This window comes from Paenibacillus antri (assembly GCF_005765165.1).
Classification (GTDB): domain Bacteria; phylum Bacillota; class Bacilli; order Paenibacillales; family YIM-B00363; genus Paenibacillus_AE; species Paenibacillus_AE antri.
The window spans coordinates 40,874-57,232 of the sequence record NZ_VCIW01000025.1; the positions used below are offsets into that span (position 1 = coordinate 40,874).

A 16,359-nucleotide genomic window follows, 5' to 3' on the forward strand; every position below is an offset into this window, starting at 1 on the left:
CCTCGATGCCGACGCTGAAAAGAAAATCCGGCAGCGACATTCTGTTCGATGTCGCGAATTATACGCTGCTACTCGGGTTTACGTTATTGATTTTGTATCCGCTTTATTTCATTCTGATCGCTTCCTTCAGCGACCCGGACCGGGTCAGCGCCGGCGCCGTGTGGCTGTGGCCGACGGACGTCACGTTCGAGGGCTATCGAAGAATATTCGCGGACGGCGCGATCTGGATCGGATACCGCAATTCGATCCTATACGCGGCGCTGACGGCGCTGATCGGAACCGCGCTCGCCATCATGGCAGCGTACCCGTTGGCTCGGAAAGACTTCTATGGCAGGAACGTCTTTATGATCTTTTTCGCCATTACGCTTTTTTTCAACGGCGGTTTGATCCCCACCTACTTACTGGTGAAGAACCTCCACCTTATGAATTCGATGTGGGCGGTCGTGCTCGTCTCGGCCGTAGACGCGTTCGTCATCATTATCGCTCGGACGTTCTTCCAAGGGCTGCCGGAGGAGATCCGGGAAGCCGCCAACATGGACGGCTGCACGAACATGCGCTATATCCGGAGCTTCGTGCTGCCGCTGTCGAAGCCGATCATCGCCGTGCTGGTGTTGTTCGCGGTCGTACGGCAGTGGAACGGATTTTTCGATGCATTGATTTATTTGAACGACAGCGACAAGTATCCGCTGCAGCTCATCCTTCGGAACATCCTGATCGAAAATCAGCCCTCGGGCAACCTGGTGGACGATATCCAAACCGCGCTCGAGAAGCAGCGGATCGTCGGCTTGATCAAGTACGGCGTCATTATCGTCGCGGCGCTTCCGCTGCTTGCGCTGTATCCGTTCTTGCAGCGGTATTTCGTGCAAGGGGTATTCATCGGTTCGGTCAAGGGTTGATCGGAAAGCAAGGAGAGGGGGGATGCCGCCCGGTCGACGGCGCGCCTGGCACGGACATCCATATTCGCGAGCAAACATCGAAGGGGTAAATCATTTCGGGAGGTTATGAACGATGAAAAGACAAACGGCCTTATGCTTTTCGATCGCCATGGCTGCGTCGCTGGCGCTCTCGGCCTGCGGCAGCGACCAAGAGCCGAGCGGCGTCGGAACGGAACCGGCGAAGCCGACCGGAGAAGCGGGCGAAGGCGGGAACGCGCCTGTCGCGTTCCCGCTGCAGGAGCAGGTGACGCTGAAGGCGGTCGCGCCGCGTCCGTCGCTCGCGCCGAGCGACTTCAACGCTCAGCCGCTCATTCAACAATTGGAAACGAAGACGAACGTTCGAATCCAATGGGACACGATCGTCGAGACGGATTATTTGGAGAAGCGGAATCTGCTGCTCGCCAGCGGCTCGCTGCCGGACTTCTTCTTCAGCGGCCGCTTCTCGGACAGCGAGCTCGTTCGGTACAGCAAGGAAGGCACGATCATCCCGCTGGAGGGCTTGATCGAAGCGCATATGCCGAATTTGAAGGCGATCCTCGACGCGAGACCGGATATCAAAGCTCAAATTACGGCGCCGGACGGCCATATTTATTCGCTGCCGCAAGGCGAGGAGTTCGGCTCGGGCAAGGAGGAGATCGGCGCGAACCCGGACTTCCTGTACATCAATAAGGCGTGGCTCGACAAGCTCGGCCTGCAAGTGCCGAAGACGATCGACGAATATACCGAAGCGCTCCGCGCGTTCAAGACGCAGGATCCGAACGGCAACGGCAAAGCGGATGAAATTCCGCTCACCTATATCGATAATTTCTGGACCGGCGACATCGGCGTCCTGTTCGGCGCCTTCGGCGTGCCGGATAAGACGTATCGACCGAACAACCCGACGTATATCGACCATCTGAACGTCGTCGACGGCAAGGTGCAGTTCGCGCCGCAGCAAGAAGGCTACAAGAAAGCGGCGGTGTACCTTCATCAATGGTTCGCGGAAGGGCTCGTCGATCTGGATGCGTTCACGCACGATTACGACACGTATTTCGCCCGCGGCAAGACGGAAGACGAGACGATCGGCTCTCTCATTTGGTGGGATAAGAACGACGTCGTCGGCCCGGAGCGCGGGGAGCATTGGGTGCTCGTGCCTCCGTTCGAAGGCATGGTCGTGAAGTGGAACAACGGCGGCGGCTTCGGACGCGACGGCGTGACGATTACGAAGAACAACGAGCATCCGGAAGTGACCGCCGCGTGGCTGGATTCGTTCTATGAGCCGAAGACGGCGGCGCAGGCGCGCTTCGGGCCGATCGGCGTCTGGTACGATCAGGACGCGAACGGCAAGCTCGTGCCGAGAACGGTGGAAAATCCGGGCGAATTCCGTCAAAGCTCCGCGGTCACGAACGGCATCGGCCTTCTCTTATACGAACATCTGGACATCGTGGATTACGTCGAGCCCCGGGCGGCGCAGCGAATCAAGGACAGCGCGGACATCTACGTGCCGCAGATGGAAGACGAGCGGTTCCCGAACGTGTTCTTCCTGGACGAAGAGCTGCAGACGATCGAACGCCTCAAGCCGGACATCTCCGCTTACGTAAACAAGACGAGAGCGAAGTGGCTGCTGGAAGGCGGCGTGGAGCAGGAATGGGAACATTTCCAAGCGACGCTGAAGAAAATGGGGATCGACGAGCTGCTCGCCGTTCACCAGGCCGGGTACGATCGGTACCTCGAAGCGCAGAAATAGAGAAAATCGGGATTCGGGAGTGAAAAGCGTTGCCATACGGTATAGAAAAAGAGGGGCTCATCGCTTACTGGCCCTTCGACGAGCGATCGGGCTTCGACGCGGAGGATCGCGCCGGCGGCGTTCGGGACGATATCGCGTACGCATTGCGAGCGGGCAAGTATCAAGCGCCGGTCGAGCCGATGCGCCGCGAGGGCGTCGTCGGAGCGTGCTTGTCGTTCGACGGGTATTCGACGTATATCCGCAGAAGCGCATCGGCGATCCGCCCGCCCGGGGACGCGTTAACGATCCTAGCCTGGGCGGCGCCAAGAACGTACGGCCGCTGCGAGGAGGATCGCCTCGCGCCGATCGTCAATCAGCATGACCGGGAGGCGGCCGAAGGATACGCCTTCGGGTTGTGCCGCGACGGCCGTTGGTCGCTGCAGCTCGGGTGCGGCGGAGCATGGCACGAGGCGTGGTGCGTCGATCGGCCGATTCCGACGAACGCGTGGTCGTTCGTCGCGGCGACCTACGACGCCTCCGCCGGGACGATGAAGTTGTATTTGAACGGCGAAGAGGTCGCCCGCCGCGAGGTGGAGCATGCGTCCGCCATTACGCCGTACGTCGGCGACTTGTTGATCGGCCGCAACAACAAGGCCGTAATTCTGGCGGAGGCGTTCTCCCTCAATCATTACGACGGATGGTTGGATGAACTCGCGCTTTACGACCGCGCGTTGTCCGCGGCGGAAATCGCGACCGCCTATCGGCATGGGCTGACGGCGCATGGCGGCGCGGTTCCGGCGCTTCCACCGGAGGACCTCGTTCGGTTCCGCGGGCAGCGGGCGAACGACCGGCATCGGCCGGTCTATCATTTGACGGCGCCGGCCCATTGGATGAACGAGCCGCATGCGCCGCTCTATTTCCAAGGGAAATATCATCTGTTCTATCAATACAATCCGCAAGGGCCTTTCTGGAACCATATCCACTGGGGACATTGGGTGAGCGAGGACCTGGCGCGCTGGCGGGATTTGCCGCCCGCGCTGTCGCCCGAGGCGGGTCTCGACCCGGACGGCATCTGGTCGGGCGGCGCCTGTCTCGACGCGAAAGGCGTCCCGACGCTGTTCTATACGGCCGGCGACTTCTCTCGCTTCCCGACGCAGTCCGTCGCGCTGGCGAGGAGCGCCTATCCAGAGGATGGCGACCGCGATCTGACGCGTTGGACGAAGCATCCGACGCCCGTCGTCGAGCAGCGCGAGGACCAAGGCTTGTACGGCGAATTCCGAGACCCGTTCGTGTGGGAGGAAGACGGAACGTGGTATATGTTGGTCGGCGGGGGCGCCGGAGACGCGAGCGGCGGGACGGCCTTCGTCTACACATCGGCGGGCGACCTGCTGGATTGGACGTACCGCGGGGAGTTGTTCGTCAGCGATTACGCGAAGTTTCCGTATCTCGGCGTCATGTGGGAGCTGCCGGTGCTGCTGCCGCTGCCGATTCGGGAAGAGGGCGGCGGTTACCGGCCGTCGGGGAAGCACGTCTTGCTCATTTGCCCGTGGGGCGAAGGCGCCAAGGTCGAGGTCAATTACTGGATCGGCGAATGGAATCGAGACGCTTGCCGGTTCGTTCCCGACCACGAGGAGCCGGGCTTGATGGACGTGGGCGATTTCCACTTTACGGGGCCGAGCGGCATGACGGACCCGGTAACGGGACGTGCGCTGCTGTTCACGATCGCCCAAGGGGAGCGCACGCCGCATATCGATTACGACTGCGGCTGGTCCCACGGGGCGGGGCTGCCGGTGTCGTTGACGCTGCGTCCGGACGGACGGCTCGGCTTCGAGCCGATCGAGGAGCTCAGGGAACTGCGAGGCAGGAAGCTGATGGAGGCGCAAGGTTCATTGGACGCTGTGAATGCCCTTTTGGCCGGCGTCCGGGGGGACGCGTTGGAAATCCGAATCGCGTTCGAGGACGCCCGCGCGAATCGATACGGCATCGGCGTTCGACGCTCCCCGAACGGGGAGGAAGAGACGCTGCTCCGCTGCGATCGGCTGGGGGAGCGGCTCGAGGTCGATCGAGAGCGATCGACGCTCGACCCCGCGGAGCGCATCGGCGGCGTTCAAGGCGGCGGCTTCTCGCTGGAGGGGGAGACGTTGGAGCTTCTCGTTTACGTCGACCGATCGTTGATCGAATGCTACGCCAACGGGCGGGCCAGTCTGACGACGCGCGCCTATCCGTCCCGGAGCGACGCGACCGGGGTAAGGTTATGGGCCGACGGACCGATCGATCGCGTCAGCGTGGACATATGGGAGATGACCCCCGCCTTTCCAGACATCCATCAACCGACGAGGGGGAGCTGAGCCATGACGACGACTACGGCATTCAAAGAAACCTACCGGCCGCAGTTCCATTACTCGCCGCCGACCGCCTGGATGAACGATCCGAACGGCATGGTGTTTTACGAAGGGGAGTACCACCTGTTTTATCAATACCACCCGCACGGCACGGTCTGGGGGCCGATGCATTGGGGGCATGCGGCGAGCGCCGACTTGGTCCGCTGGGAGCATCATCCGATCGCATTGATGCCCGACCGGCACGGCGCGATCTTCTCCGGCAGCGCGGTCGTAGATCGGCGGGACACGACTGGCTTCTTCGGCGGCGGTTCGGGACTCGTCGCGATGTTCACTCATCATGCGACGGATGCGGACGGCGCCGTTTCGCAGCGGCAGAGCCTTGCGTACAGCGCGGATAAGGGCCGGACCTGGACGATGTATGCGGGCAACCCGGTGCTTACGGATCGGCGCTTCGCCGACTTTCGCGACCCGAAGGTGTTCCGCGACGAGGCGAGAGACCGGTGGGGCATGGTGCTCGCGGCCGGCGATCGGATCATGATCTATCACTCGCCGAACATGATCGATTGGACGTTCGGCAGCGAATTCGGCGCGAACGAGGGCTCGCACGACGGCGTATGGGAATGCCCGGACTTGTTCGAGCTGCCCGTGAACGGGGACGAGACGCGGAAGAAGTGGGTGCTGATCGTCAGCATCGGCGCGAAGGCGGACCGCCCGGAAGGCTCCCGAACGCAATATTTCGTCGGTTCCTTCGACGGAGAACGGTTCGCGAACGACGCGCCTCCCGAGTCGGTGTCCTGGCTCGACCACGGCCGCGACAATTATGCAGGCGTCACATGGTCGGACGTGCCCGAGACGGACGGGCGGCGGTTGTTCGTCGGCTGGATGAGCAACTGGATGTACGCCGACCGGACGCCGACCGAAGAATGGCGCGGCGCGATGACGCTGCCGCGCGAGCTCGCGCTGCGCGAAGCGGAAGGGCGCTTGACGCTCGTACAGACGCCGGTGCGGGAGCTGGGCGCGCTCCGCGAAGCGGCGCTGCGGCTAGAAGGCGGATGGCTCGATCCGACGGCGGCGAATCCGTTCGAAGGATTCGCCCTCGACCGATTCGAGATCGAAGCGGAGTTCGAGCTGCGGGACGCGAGCGAATTCGGTTTCGCCGTCCGCTGCGGCGAAGGGGAAGAGACGCTGATCGGATACGACGCCGCGAACGGCAGCGTGTTCATCGACCGCAGGCGGTCCGGCGCGACTGCGTTTCATGAACATTTTCCGTGTCGTCACGATGCTGCGCTGTCTCCTCGCGACGGCCGGGTCAAGCTGCGGGTGTTCGTGGATTGGTCGTCGATCGAGGCGTTCGCGAACGACGGCGAGCTCGCGATGACGGATCTCGTCTTCCCGGCCCCGTCGAGCCGCGGGCTGCGCGCGTACGCGAAGAACGGCGGCGTTCGCATCGCGTCGCTGTCGTTGTACCGCCTACAGTCGATTTGGTAGCGAAATGCGGCCACTGCGGCCTCGCGGAGCGCGGCGCACGGCGGAGCCGCGTTCCGGCGCCGATTCGCCGATCGGATGCTGGGGCTAAGGAGGGAAATGTATGGAATACGACGTCGTCGCGTTGGGGGAGCTGTTAATCGACTTTACGCCGTACGGCGCCGCTGAAGAGGCGTGCTTCCAGAAGAACGCGGGAGGCGCGCCGGCCAACGTGCTGGCCGCATTGGCGAAGCTGGGGAAGCGGACGGGGTTCATCGGGAAGGTCGGACGAGACCGGTTCGGCGAATATCTCGCGGGCGTGCTTGAACGGCACGGCGTATCGTCCCGCGGGGTGGCGTTCTCCGAAACCGAGCATACGACGCTGGCCTTCGTCGAGCTGGACGAGCATGGGGAACGATCCTTCGTCTTTTATCGCAAGCCGGGCGCCGATATGACGCTGCGGGAGGACGAGATCGAATTCGATATGATCGCGAATGCGAACATCGTTCATTTCGGATCGATCTCGATGACGCACGAGCCTTCGAGAAGCGCGACCCTGAAGGCGATTCGATTCGCTCGCTCGGGCGGCGCCCTCGTCTCGTTCGACCCGAATTTGCGGCCGCCGTTATGGCCGAGCTTGGACGCCGCCCGAGCGGCGATGCTGGAAGCGATGCGGCTCGCGGACGTCGTGAAGGTGTCGGAGGAGGAGCTGGCGTTCCTTACGGGCACGGCCGATCCGGAGTCCGGCTCAAGCCTGTTGTACGAGATGTTCTCCTCGGCGCTGATTTTCGTTACGAGAGGCGCGAGCGGCTGCTTCTTCCGGGCCGGGGACCGCCGCGGCTTCGTCCCGTCGTATCCGGTGAAGCCGGTCGATACGACGGGCGCGGGGGACGCGTTCCTCGGCGGCGCGCTGTTCGGCCTGCTCGAAGCGGAGTCCCCGATCGGCGAGCTGAGCGCGGACCGTCTTCGACGAATCGCGGCTTTCGGGAATGCGGCGGGGGCGCTCGCGACGACGAGGCGCGGCGGCATTCCGGCGATGCCGAGCCATGCGGAAGTGATCGGCCTCATGGGTTAACGAAGACATCGCCGCTTCGCGCCACGAAACTCCCTTTTCTCCGCTCAGGAGATCAAGGGAGTTTCTTGCGGAAACGGGAAAAACACAATCCGATATAAAGGAATTACAATGCAGGGCGAAACCGTTCTCCTACAATGAATAGGAACTCATTTTCCGATTCTAAGGAGGGACATTCATGAAACGCATCATTCGCATCGCTATCGCCGTCGCCCTGGCGCTGCCGACCGGCTTGTCCTGGCACGACGCCCGAGCCGCGGAGCAGGTAACCGCTTATCCCGCCGTCTACGCCCTGGCGAACGCCGTCGCGGAGCAGGCGAATCCCGACACGCATCTGCCGAAGGCGCACAGCGGAGGCGGGGACGGCGCATACAACATTAAGACGAACGATACGGCGGCGCGCACCGGCTATTTTAAGTTCCGGGTGGATGCCGAACGCGTCCCGGACGACGCGAACCGCGTCTATTTCAGCTTGAAGGGCAAGTCGAACGCTTCGCAAGGCACGCTGACGTTCCAAGTGTACGGCCTCGCCGACGACGGCTGGACGGCCGACGAGCTGCAGCACGGCGCGCTCGTCCTTTCGGAGTCGCCGCTTCTGACGTGGAATAACGCGCCGCCGATCGACGATACCGCGGTGTTCCTCGGGACCGCGACGACGATCGAGGGCGTCGACACCGAATCGCTCATCGACGTAACGAGCTTCCTTGAGACGCTCGGCGCCGACGGGGAAGCGACGATCGCCGTCGTCGGAACCTCGAACGGCAACGTGCAAATCTATAATTCGTACAAGACCGGAACGTTCGCGAACGAACGCGGGGAGGCCGTGCCGCGCGCGCCGACGCTGCTGCCGCAGAAAGTCGAATCGGTCGACTTCGTCGTCGATCCTTACGACATTCCGCCGCCGAACGTCACGTCCAGCGCGGACGACGGCAACATCGCCCCGAACGCGGTGGACAACAACCGCTACACTCGCTGGTCGGCCCAAAACACCGCCGAGCAAGATCAGTACATTACGTTCGACCTCGGCGAGCCGAAGCCGGTCGGATACGTCGGAATCGCGTTCTATAGCGGCGATTCCAGGCAGTCGTTCTTTACGCTGCAAGCGTCGAACGACGGCGCGGTCTGGACCGACGTCGCGGCGAATGTCGCGAGCTCCGGGGCTTCGCAGCAGATCGAAGCGTTCGATCTTCACGCTTCCGAGCTGACGACGCGATATCTCCGGTTCGTGGGGCACGGCAACAACTCGGACAACTTAAACTCGCGGGGCTGGAACAGCATTACGGAGTTTCAAGCGTACCCACCGCATCCGGACGGGGAGACGCCGGTCGTCGAAGCGCCGTACATCGAGCCGGAGCTGCCGCCGGCCGAGCCTTATGCGTTGCCGGGATTGACGAATCCGGACGGCACGCCGTACGCGGTACATACGCCGAACCCGGTGACGGGCGCGACGCTGAACGTCGTCGCGGATTTCGGCGCCGACCCCGCGGATAACGGGAACGACGATACGCCGGCCATCCTCGCGGCGATCGCGGCGGCGGACAGCGGCGACGAGGTGTACTTCCCGAACGGAACGTACAACCTGATCAGCACGATGCCGGGCGACAGCCAGACGAACTTCCAGCTGAAGAACGGCGTCAACCTTCGCGGCGAGTCGGAGGCGGGGACCGTGCTGAAGTCGTATTTGAACGAGCCGGGCAACAGCCGAGCGATCAAGGCGTTCAACAAAAATAACATCTATATTTCCGACTTGACGATTACCGCGCGATACGACGGCGGCTATACAACGGATCCGACCTCGCAAAATCCCGGCATCGGCGGCTTCGGCAACGGCATCTATATCGATCAATCGGGCGATCAAGGCTCTTACAACATCACGATCGAGCGGGTGACGATCGAGCATTTCCAACGCATGGGCATTCGCATCGCCAAGAGTCACGACGTCACAGTGCGTCACAGTACGTTCCGGAAGGCGACCGACGTAGGCGGAGGCGGCGCCGGATACGGTATTTCGGTGCAGGGCACGCCGAAGGTCGACACGCTCGGGCTCCCTACCGATACGCGCCATGTCTTGATCGAGCATAACCGGTTCGAAGGCCCGTATCTCCGCCACGGCGTCGTGGTTCAGTATTACGCGCATAACAACCTCGTCGCGTTCAATACGTTCCTGAACACGCAGCTCGACGCGATCGACCTGCACGGCGAAGACGAATACTTGAACGAGGTCGCGTACAACCGCGTGGAGAACGTCCCGCGCGGGGGCATCGGGGTCGGCAACACGGGCGGCACGCCGCCGCTTAGTAATCATGACGCCTCCGGACCGGGCAACTACCTTCACCACAACAGCGTCGTCAATACGCGCGACGGGATCCTTGTTTACATGGGCTCGCCGGGGACGCGGATCGAAGCGAACCTGATTACGGGCACGAAGGATTACGAAAATGCCGCCGGGATCAAAATCCTGAACGGCCCCGGCACGATCGTCAAAGACAATGTGATCGTCGGCAACGAGGCGCCCGGCTTCTGGGGCATTCTGCTGGCGCGCGATCCCGGCGACGTGAACGCGGGAACCGGCGCGGGCGCCGGCGACCCGGTCGACGTGACGCTGACCGGGAACGTCATTCGCCGCAATACGAACGGGCTGAAGATCGAGGCGGGCGAGCGCATCACGGTGTTGGGGAACGAGATCAAGCAAAATCGCGGGACGAACGTCCAGGTCGACGTTCCGCTCGCGGAGCACGACTTGAAGCTGAAGAAGGAGAAGCAGGAAAAGTAGGAGATCTTGACCGCCAATCGCTAAGTCAATCCAAAGGCCGCTTTCCGGTTCATGCCGGGAGGCGGCCTTTTTCGTTCAGGAGTATCCAATAAATCTAAATCTTTCCGGGTATCCTATGCGGCATGAGATGAAATCGCTATCGGCGAGGGAGCGGTCCGGCACTACCGAAGGAGGAACAGAGGGAGAACCCATGCGAAACTTCGCGAACGACAATAGCGCAAGGCGTTTCAAAGCATACGTAAGCGGGTTGGGCACCACGCAGCTGCATCTGCGAAACCCCTGGATCGTCGCTTGGTGGTCGGCGGCCTTCCCCGGTTTCGGACATCTTTTGTTGTCCAAATACGTCCGCGGGTATTTATTGTTTGTTTGGGAAGTCCTCGTCAATATCAATGCCAACGTAAATTTGGCCATGGTGTATTCGTTCCAAGGGCAGCTCGATTTGGCGAAGGACGTATTGAACACGCGCTGGTTATTGGCGTATATTCCCGTTTACATTTTCGGAATATGGGACAGTTATCGCACCACTGTGGATTTAAATAAAGTGTACCTCTTGGCGGAACGGGAAAATCACGAGTTTAACTCTTTCGCGATAGGGCCTCTCGAGATCAATTATTTGGACAAGCGAAATCCGAAAATGTCCGTTTTGTGGTCGCTCGTGATGCCCGGCTTGGGGCAGTTATACATTCATAGGGTCGCGACGGCCGCTTTCGTCATCATATGGTTTGTAGCTTTCCTGTATCTTTCGCACGCGCTCGAAGGGGTTAGTCACTTGTTTTTAGGGCAAGTCGAACAAGCGACGGCCGTTCTGAAGCCGGAGTGGCTGTTATTTCTTCCGTCGGTCATGGGCTTCTCCGTCTATGACGCGTATGTGAATACGGTGGAGAATAACAAGCTGTTCGACAGCGAACAGAAGAAATATTTGCAGCGTCAGTACCAACGACCGAGTTTTAGGGTAGGCAAAGGAGCGGGTTAGGAAAATGATGCAAGTGTTTTCTACATTCGAACACTCTATGTACTTGGAATTGGCAATCTCGTCGCTGGAGAAGTTCGGGATTCCCAAGGATCGGATCTTTGCGGTCCCGCTCGCCAATCGGACGGAGGAGCGGACGCTCGTAGACACGCTGCATCGATCGGACGGAGTGTCGTTGATCGATCTCGGCATGGCGCTGGCGACGGCTTTCTCCGTCATCGGCGCCAGCATCGGCTTCGTGCTGGCTTGGGGGCCTATCTATTGGGGCTTGATCGGCGGCGCGGCAGGGTTCGTCATAGGATTGGGCATCAAGCTCTTCTATATTAAAGTGATCAAAGCGAAGCAACGCCTCTTGAAAGGAAAGCATGCCGAGGTGATTCTCGTGGTCGACTGCGATGAAACCAAGGCGGAAAAGGTCGAGTCGATATTGTGGGATCACCTAGCGTTAGGCGTGTCGAAGGTAAAGACGTAAGATTGTTGAATGATATCGATTAATGCTTGACATTCCTCCAAAGGGCTAATGTATAATAACAAACGATATAAAAAGGTTATCGTTTGTAGAAAGTCATTCGCTTCTATTTTGGGAGGGTGTCGCCGTGCCTAGAGGGATCACGAATATGGAACGGTTCGACCTGCTGCCGGTGCTGCGCGACGGCGTGCAGGTGCGTTACGAAGGCAGCATCGACAAGCAAGGGCGTAACGCGGATTGGGACTGGTGGCTGTACCGGGAACGCGACGAGTGGGTCATCTTCGACGTAGACGGTCCGGGCTGCATTTACAACTTCGTGCAGCACCGATATCCGGAAAGCCGGGAGCCGACGTTCCGGTTTTATTTCGACGGCGAGGAGGCGCCTCGTTTCGAAATCAAGCCTTCGGAGTTCGGGAGCAAGGCTCCGTTCGTCGCGCCGCTCGCGGACGCCTATCTCGGACCGGAGGACAACGGCCGAGGGCCGATCCGCGTCGTGCGCAGCTTCGTGCCGATGCCGTTCGCGAAGTCGTGCAGGGTGACGACGGACCTCCGATTGAAGGGGCCGAACAAGGGAGACGGAGGCTGGGGCCATATCGTGTACCATGCGTACGACACGGCCGACGAAGTCCGCACGTTCACAGGGACGGAATCGTACGATCGCCTGTTGGACATGTGGCGGAACGTCGGCTCGGACCCGAAGCCGACGGCGCCGTCCGACGCGCACGCGGTGGAACGGCTCGAGTTGCGCCCCGGCGAGTCGACGACCGTGCTCGAGGAGCGGGGGCCGGGCAGCGTGGAGGCGATCGTCGCGGAGCTGGCGCACGCCAAGCCGGATGACCTTATGAATGTATGGATTCGGGCGACATGGGACGAACATGCGGATGCGGACGTGGAATGTCCGATCGGGGTCTTTTTCGCGAACGAGCTTGGGATACACCCCGTCGGGGTGCTGTCGCACGGGCGCCGGCCGGACGGGACGTTCTACCATTATTTCCCGATGCCGTATTGGCGAAGCGCGCGTATCGAACTCGTCAATAAGGGCGGCGAGCCCGTAACGTTCGCCCGTTGGGAGACGCGCACGACGACGGCGAGGAATGCGCTGTACGAAGAAGGACGGACGGGTTACTTCCGTTCGACGCCGTATTACCGCGCGAAGGCGACGCATGGGGCGGACAGCGTCATCGGGCGGATTGCCGGTCGCGGTCATCTCGTGGCGGGGCATGTGACCGGGGTGACGCGCAAGCCGGGGCTGATCAGCTGCGAAGGCGACGTGCGCGTCCACATCGACGGCATCGCGACGCCGCAGGTGGAGAGCGACGGTTCGGAGAGCTGGGTGTGCTACGGTTGGGGGTTCCCGACGCCGCCGGAGATGAATCCGTCGAGCGCGTACGACGGCCTTCCGGACAATCCGTGGTCCATGGTCCGGTTGTGCAGCGGCGACTGGTATCCGTTCCAATCCGAGCTCGTCTTCGGCATCGAAGCCGGCGAATTCAATAACCAGTACATCCGGCATTCGGGGGCGTTGTTTTATTACGGCGTCGACGAGCCGGGTTTGACGCTCACCGACGAACTCGATATCGGCGATCCGGCGTCCGAAGGTATTCATTCGTATCGAACGTCGGGGAGCCGAGGGTATTATACGTTGGAATCGTATTACGAAGGCGACGACGATCACCGGTCGATCCGCGATACGGGCCACGAGATCGAAGGCTGGAGCGAGTTCGTGGCGACCGTTCATCCGGAAAATGCCGGGGTCAGACTCCGCAGAAGATCCGACCAGATGACCGGCCGGCAGAAGGCGAACGTCTATGTCGACGGCGCGCTCGTGACGGAGCGCAGCTGGTACGCGGCGGATCGTAATCCGTACAAGCGGTGGCTGGAGGACGAGTTCGACGTTCCGGCCGCTTACACGTCGGGGAAGAGCGAGATTACGATTCGTCTGGAGTACGTGCAGGCCGGCGAGACGCGGGCGTGGAACGAATTTTACTATTGGATTTATTCCTTGAAATAAGCCAAGCAGAACAACAGCCATGACGGCTTCGTCATGGCTGTATTTTTTTCCAATCCTCGTACGATCGGACTTCGGGCAACGACCGTCCGTCCTTCGGCCAATATTTCATCGCGTGCGACGTGTTGAACAACACGACTTCTTCGTCGGGACCGATCCAGCCGCGGTCGAGCAAAACGGCGAGGCCCGCCCACGTGGCTGCGCCCTCCGGGGAAGACGACACCCCGAGTTTGCCCATGACGGTTTGAGCGGAGCGGATGTCGTCCGCGCTGACCTCGACGGCCGTTCCGCCCGTCTCCCGCAGGATCCGCACGAGCAATTGCCCGTCCGGCGGGTTCGGCACGCGCATTCCCGTCGGCGTAGAATCGACGGCCGCTTCCGGGCCGCTCCGCCCGGACATCGCGCGCACGATCGGGGCGCATCCGGTCTCTTGCACGGCGACGATCCGCGGCAGCTTCCCGTCGATCCACCCGAGCTCCCGCAATTGCCGGAAGGCGCTCCACATTCCGATGATGCCGGAACCGCCCCCGGTCGGATAGACGATGACGTCGGGCAGCTTCCAGCCCAACTGTTCGGCGAGCTCGAGTCCCATCGTCTTCTTGCCTTCCGCCCGACCCGGCTCTCGAAGCGTGCCGACGTGATGCCAGCCTTGCTCCGCCTTCCCGTCCAGAATAATCTTCCCGGCATCGTGAATGAAACCGTCCACCAGCGTCGTGCGCGCGCCGTAATGGACGCATTCCTCCGCGATCATCCAAGGACAATCCTTCGGCAGGAACGCGTAAGCTTCCATTCCCGCGCGGGCGGCATACGCGGCGAGGGCGGATGCCGCGTTGCCGTTGGAATTGACGGCGACCTTGCGGACGCCGTGTTCGCGGGCGACCGACAGCGCTACGGACATCCCTCTCGCTTTGAAGCTGCCGGTCGGGTTTTGCTCCTCGCGCTTCACCCACAGCTTCCCGAGCGGCAGCGCCCGCTCCGCCGCGTCCAGACGAAGGAGCGGCGTCCAGCCTTCGCCGAGCGACACGATGAACTCCGGGTTCGATACCGGCAACAACTCCGCGTACCTCCACATCGAAGCGGGCCGCGCACGCAAGGCGGCCTTCGTCATGTCGCGGGCCGCTCGTTCCAGATCGTATTCCACTAGCAGCGTTCCGCCGCATGCGCATTTCGTCTCCCGCAGCCCGAACGGGGTTTGCGCCGAGCAGACGCAACATCGAAACCAGAAATCCATGTCATCCTCCCATTCTTCTTCCCGTCGTACGGTAGATTATGAGAATCCGCGGCGATGGGGCAGGGTGTCTGACGATACGGGGAAACAATTTGCCGTTCCGCCCAAGTCCGTCCCGGCGCCGAATCATAGGTTGAGGTATGTGGGTAAGCGACGAACGCGCGTCGGAAGGGAGCTAGCGATGTTACGGTTAATGTGTAAGGGGAAAATTCATCGGGCGACAGTGACGGAGGCGAACCTCGATTACGTCGGCAGCATTACGATCGATGCCGCATTAATGAAAGCGGCGAAAATTACGCCGTACGAAATGGTTCAAGTGACGAGCCTGCGCAACGCGACCCGCTGGAAGACGTACGCGCTTCCGGGAGGAGAACGGACGGGGAAAATTTGTTTGAACGGACCGCCCGCCCATCTGTTTCAACCCGGCGATATGGTCATTATTTTAAGCTTGGGATTGTTCGACGAGAAAGAGGTAGAGCGGCTCGTGCCGCGGGTCGTCTTCGTGGATCGGAACAATCGCATCACCGCATGCGTCGAGCACCCGTTGTACGACGAATCGGGGGAAGTGAATTGGGATGCGTTACAGCCGTAGCAAATACTGGAAGCATAGGGCGATGATGAAGTCCGCTGCGCTTGCGCCGAGTTTGCCGGAGACGCGCAGGCTCGGACGCGAGGCGTTCCGTTCCATGCTGGATCGGCACCGCCATGTCATCGTGAAGCCGGTCGGCGCCTGGGGCGGGGATGGGGTCGTATCCGTCTCGGCCGAAGGAGACAGAGGGTATGAGGTTCGCAGCGGCAAATCTCGGAAGACGTTCGACGGGACGGATTCCGCCTATGCATATCTACGAAAACTGTCCAAGGGGAGAAGCCACATCGTGCAGCAGAGAATCCCGCTGGCGACCGTGAACGGCAAGCCGTTCGATCTTCGCGTAATGGTCCAGCGGAAGAAAGGCTCGCCGTGGGTCGTAACCGGCAAGCTGGCGAAGGTCGCGGGCGCCGGCTTCCTCATCACGAACGTCCGGCGCAGCGGCGGGAAGGTGATTTCGTATCCCGACGCGTTTCGGCGCTCCAATATTCGCGGCGCGTCCATGACCGAGACGGAGCGGCGCATCGACGCCTTGGCGGTGGCCGCCGCGGAACAACTGGAACGATATTACCCGGTTCGCATTTGCGGACTGGACGTCGGCTTGGACGATAAGGGCGGGGTGTGGATTATCGAAGCGAATTTCACCCCGTATAACGGCCTGTTCCTGAAGCTCAAAGATCGATCCATGTACCGGCGAATTATGGCCTACGCGAAGCAGGACAACCGGAAGGGAACGAAGAAGTAATATATTGGGAAACCGCCGCGCCGTTGTCCGGACGGCGCTTCCCGTATACATAGAATATTTAG

12 protein-coding genes are annotated in these 16,359 nt (G+C 61.3%); 11 read left to right on the forward strand and 1 reads right to left on the reverse strand.

Features of this window, described 5'->3' with window-relative positions; genetic code table 11:
* The first annotated feature begins 5 nt into the window (after positions 1 to 5).
* The 9 genes from FE782_RS27475 (at position 6) to FE782_RS27515 (ending at position 13,741) form a co-directional block, all read left to right on the forward strand.
* On the forward strand, positions 6 to 896 hold the full coding sequence (locus FE782_RS27475; protein ID WP_138197555.1) for a carbohydrate ABC transporter permease: 891 nt from the start codon (positions 6 to 8) through the stop codon (positions 894 to 896).
* A gap of 112 nt (positions 897 to 1,008) precedes the next feature.
* Complete coding sequence (locus tag FE782_RS27480) at positions 1,009 to 2,661, forward strand: type 2 periplasmic-binding domain-containing protein (protein WP_138197556.1); 1,653 nt, start codon at positions 1,009 to 1,011, stop codon at positions 2,659 to 2,661.
* Positions 2,662 to 2,690: 29 nt separating this feature from the next.
* Positions 2,691 to 4,988, forward strand: a complete 2,298-nt coding sequence (locus tag FE782_RS27485; protein ID WP_138197557.1) for a LamG-like jellyroll fold domain-containing protein — start codon at positions 2,691 to 2,693, stop codon at positions 4,986 to 4,988.
* A gap of 3 nt (positions 4,989 to 4,991) precedes the next feature.
* Entirely contained in the window at positions 4,992 to 6,470 is a 1,479-nt protein-coding gene (locus FE782_RS27490; protein WP_138197558.1) for a glycoside hydrolase family 32 protein, read from the forward strand.
* Positions 6,471 to 6,570: 100 nt separating this feature from the next.
* The gene (locus tag FE782_RS27495; protein ID WP_138197559.1) at positions 6,571 to 7,521 is read left to right on the forward strand and encodes a PfkB family carbohydrate kinase; all 951 of its coding nucleotides are present in this window, start codon (positions 6,571 to 6,573) and stop codon (positions 7,519 to 7,521) included.
* A 175-nt stretch (positions 7,522 to 7,696) separates the two neighbouring features.
* Entirely contained in the window at positions 7,697 to 10,291 is a 2,595-nt protein-coding gene (locus FE782_RS27500; protein WP_138197560.1) for a right-handed parallel beta-helix repeat-containing protein, read from the forward strand.
* A gap of 190 nt (positions 10,292 to 10,481) precedes the next feature.
* A complete protein-coding gene (locus tag FE782_RS27505) occupies positions 10,482 to 11,264 on the forward strand; it encodes a hypothetical protein (RefSeq protein ID WP_138197561.1) in 783 nt (260 codons plus the stop codon).
* 7 nt (positions 11,265 to 11,271) lie between these two features.
* Positions 11,272 to 11,733 carry a hypothetical protein gene (locus FE782_RS27510; RefSeq protein ID WP_138197600.1) on the forward strand — a complete coding sequence of 154 codons (462 nt, stop codon included), beginning with the start codon at positions 11,272 to 11,274 and terminating at the stop codon, positions 11,731 to 11,733.
* A 124-nt stretch (positions 11,734 to 11,857) separates the two neighbouring features.
* A complete protein-coding gene (locus FE782_RS27515) occupies positions 11,858 to 13,741 on the forward strand; it encodes a DUF2961 domain-containing protein (protein ID WP_138197562.1) in 1,884 nt (627 codons plus the stop codon).
* 31 nt (positions 13,742 to 13,772) lie between these two features.
* Here the strand turns inward: FE782_RS27515 and FE782_RS27520 are convergent, their stop codons facing one another.
* The gene (locus tag FE782_RS27520; RefSeq protein ID WP_138197563.1) at positions 13,773 to 14,969 is read right to left on the reverse strand and encodes a threonine synthase; all 1,197 of its coding nucleotides are present in this window, start codon (positions 14,967 to 14,969) and stop codon (positions 13,773 to 13,775) included.
* Positions 14,970 to 15,147: 178 nt separating this feature from the next.
* On the opposite strand from FE782_RS27520, the gene panD reads away from it, so the two are divergent.
* Both panD and FE782_RS27530 read left to right on the forward strand, forming a co-directional pair.
* The gene (panD, locus tag FE782_RS27525) at positions 15,148 to 15,558 is read left to right on the forward strand and encodes an aspartate 1-decarboxylase (protein ID WP_138197564.1); all 411 of its coding nucleotides are present in this window, start codon (positions 15,148 to 15,150) and stop codon (positions 15,556 to 15,558) included.
* Positions 15,542 to 16,297: a YheC/YheD family protein gene (locus FE782_RS27530; RefSeq protein WP_138197565.1), complete on the forward strand. Its 756-nt coding sequence runs from the start codon at positions 15,542 to 15,544 to the stop codon at positions 16,295 to 16,297. The genes panD and FE782_RS27530 overlap by 17 nt, the downstream gene beginning before the upstream one ends.
* Positions 16,298 to 16,359 lie beyond the last annotated feature (62 nt).

Coding starts and splice junctions, on each gene's coding strand:
- FE782_RS27475 (WP_138197555.1), top strand. CDS start 6: ATGCCGACGCTGAAAAGAAAATCCGGCAGCGACATTCTGTTCGATGTC.
- FE782_RS27480 (WP_138197556.1), top strand. CDS start 1,009: ATGAAAAGACAAACGGCCTTATGCTTTTCGATCGCCATGGCTGCGTCG.
- FE782_RS27490 (WP_138197558.1), top strand. CDS start 4,992: ATGACGACGACTACGGCATTCAAAGAAACCTACCGGCCGCAGTTCCAT.
- FE782_RS27495 (WP_138197559.1), top strand. CDS start 6,571: ATGGAATACGACGTCGTCGCGTTGGGGGAGCTGTTAATCGACTTTACG.
- FE782_RS27500 (WP_138197560.1), top strand. CDS start 7,697: ATGAAACGCATCATTCGCATCGCTATCGCCGTCGCCCTGGCGCTGCCG.
- FE782_RS27505 (WP_138197561.1), top strand. CDS start 10,482: ATGCGAAACTTCGCGAACGACAATAGCGCAAGGCGTTTCAAAGCATAC.
- FE782_RS27510 (WP_138197600.1), top strand. CDS start 11,272: ATGCAAGTGTTTTCTACATTCGAACACTCTATGTACTTGGAATTGGCA.
- FE782_RS27520 (WP_138197563.1), bottom strand. CDS start 14,969: ATGGATTTCTGGTTTCGATGTTGCGTCTGCTCGGCGCAAACCCCGTTC.
- panD (WP_138197564.1), top strand. CDS start 15,148: ATGTTACGGTTAATGTGTAAGGGGAAAATTCATCGGGCGACAGTGACG.
- FE782_RS27530 (WP_138197565.1), top strand. CDS start 15,542: ATGCGTTACAGCCGTAGCAAATACTGGAAGCATAGGGCGATGATGAAG.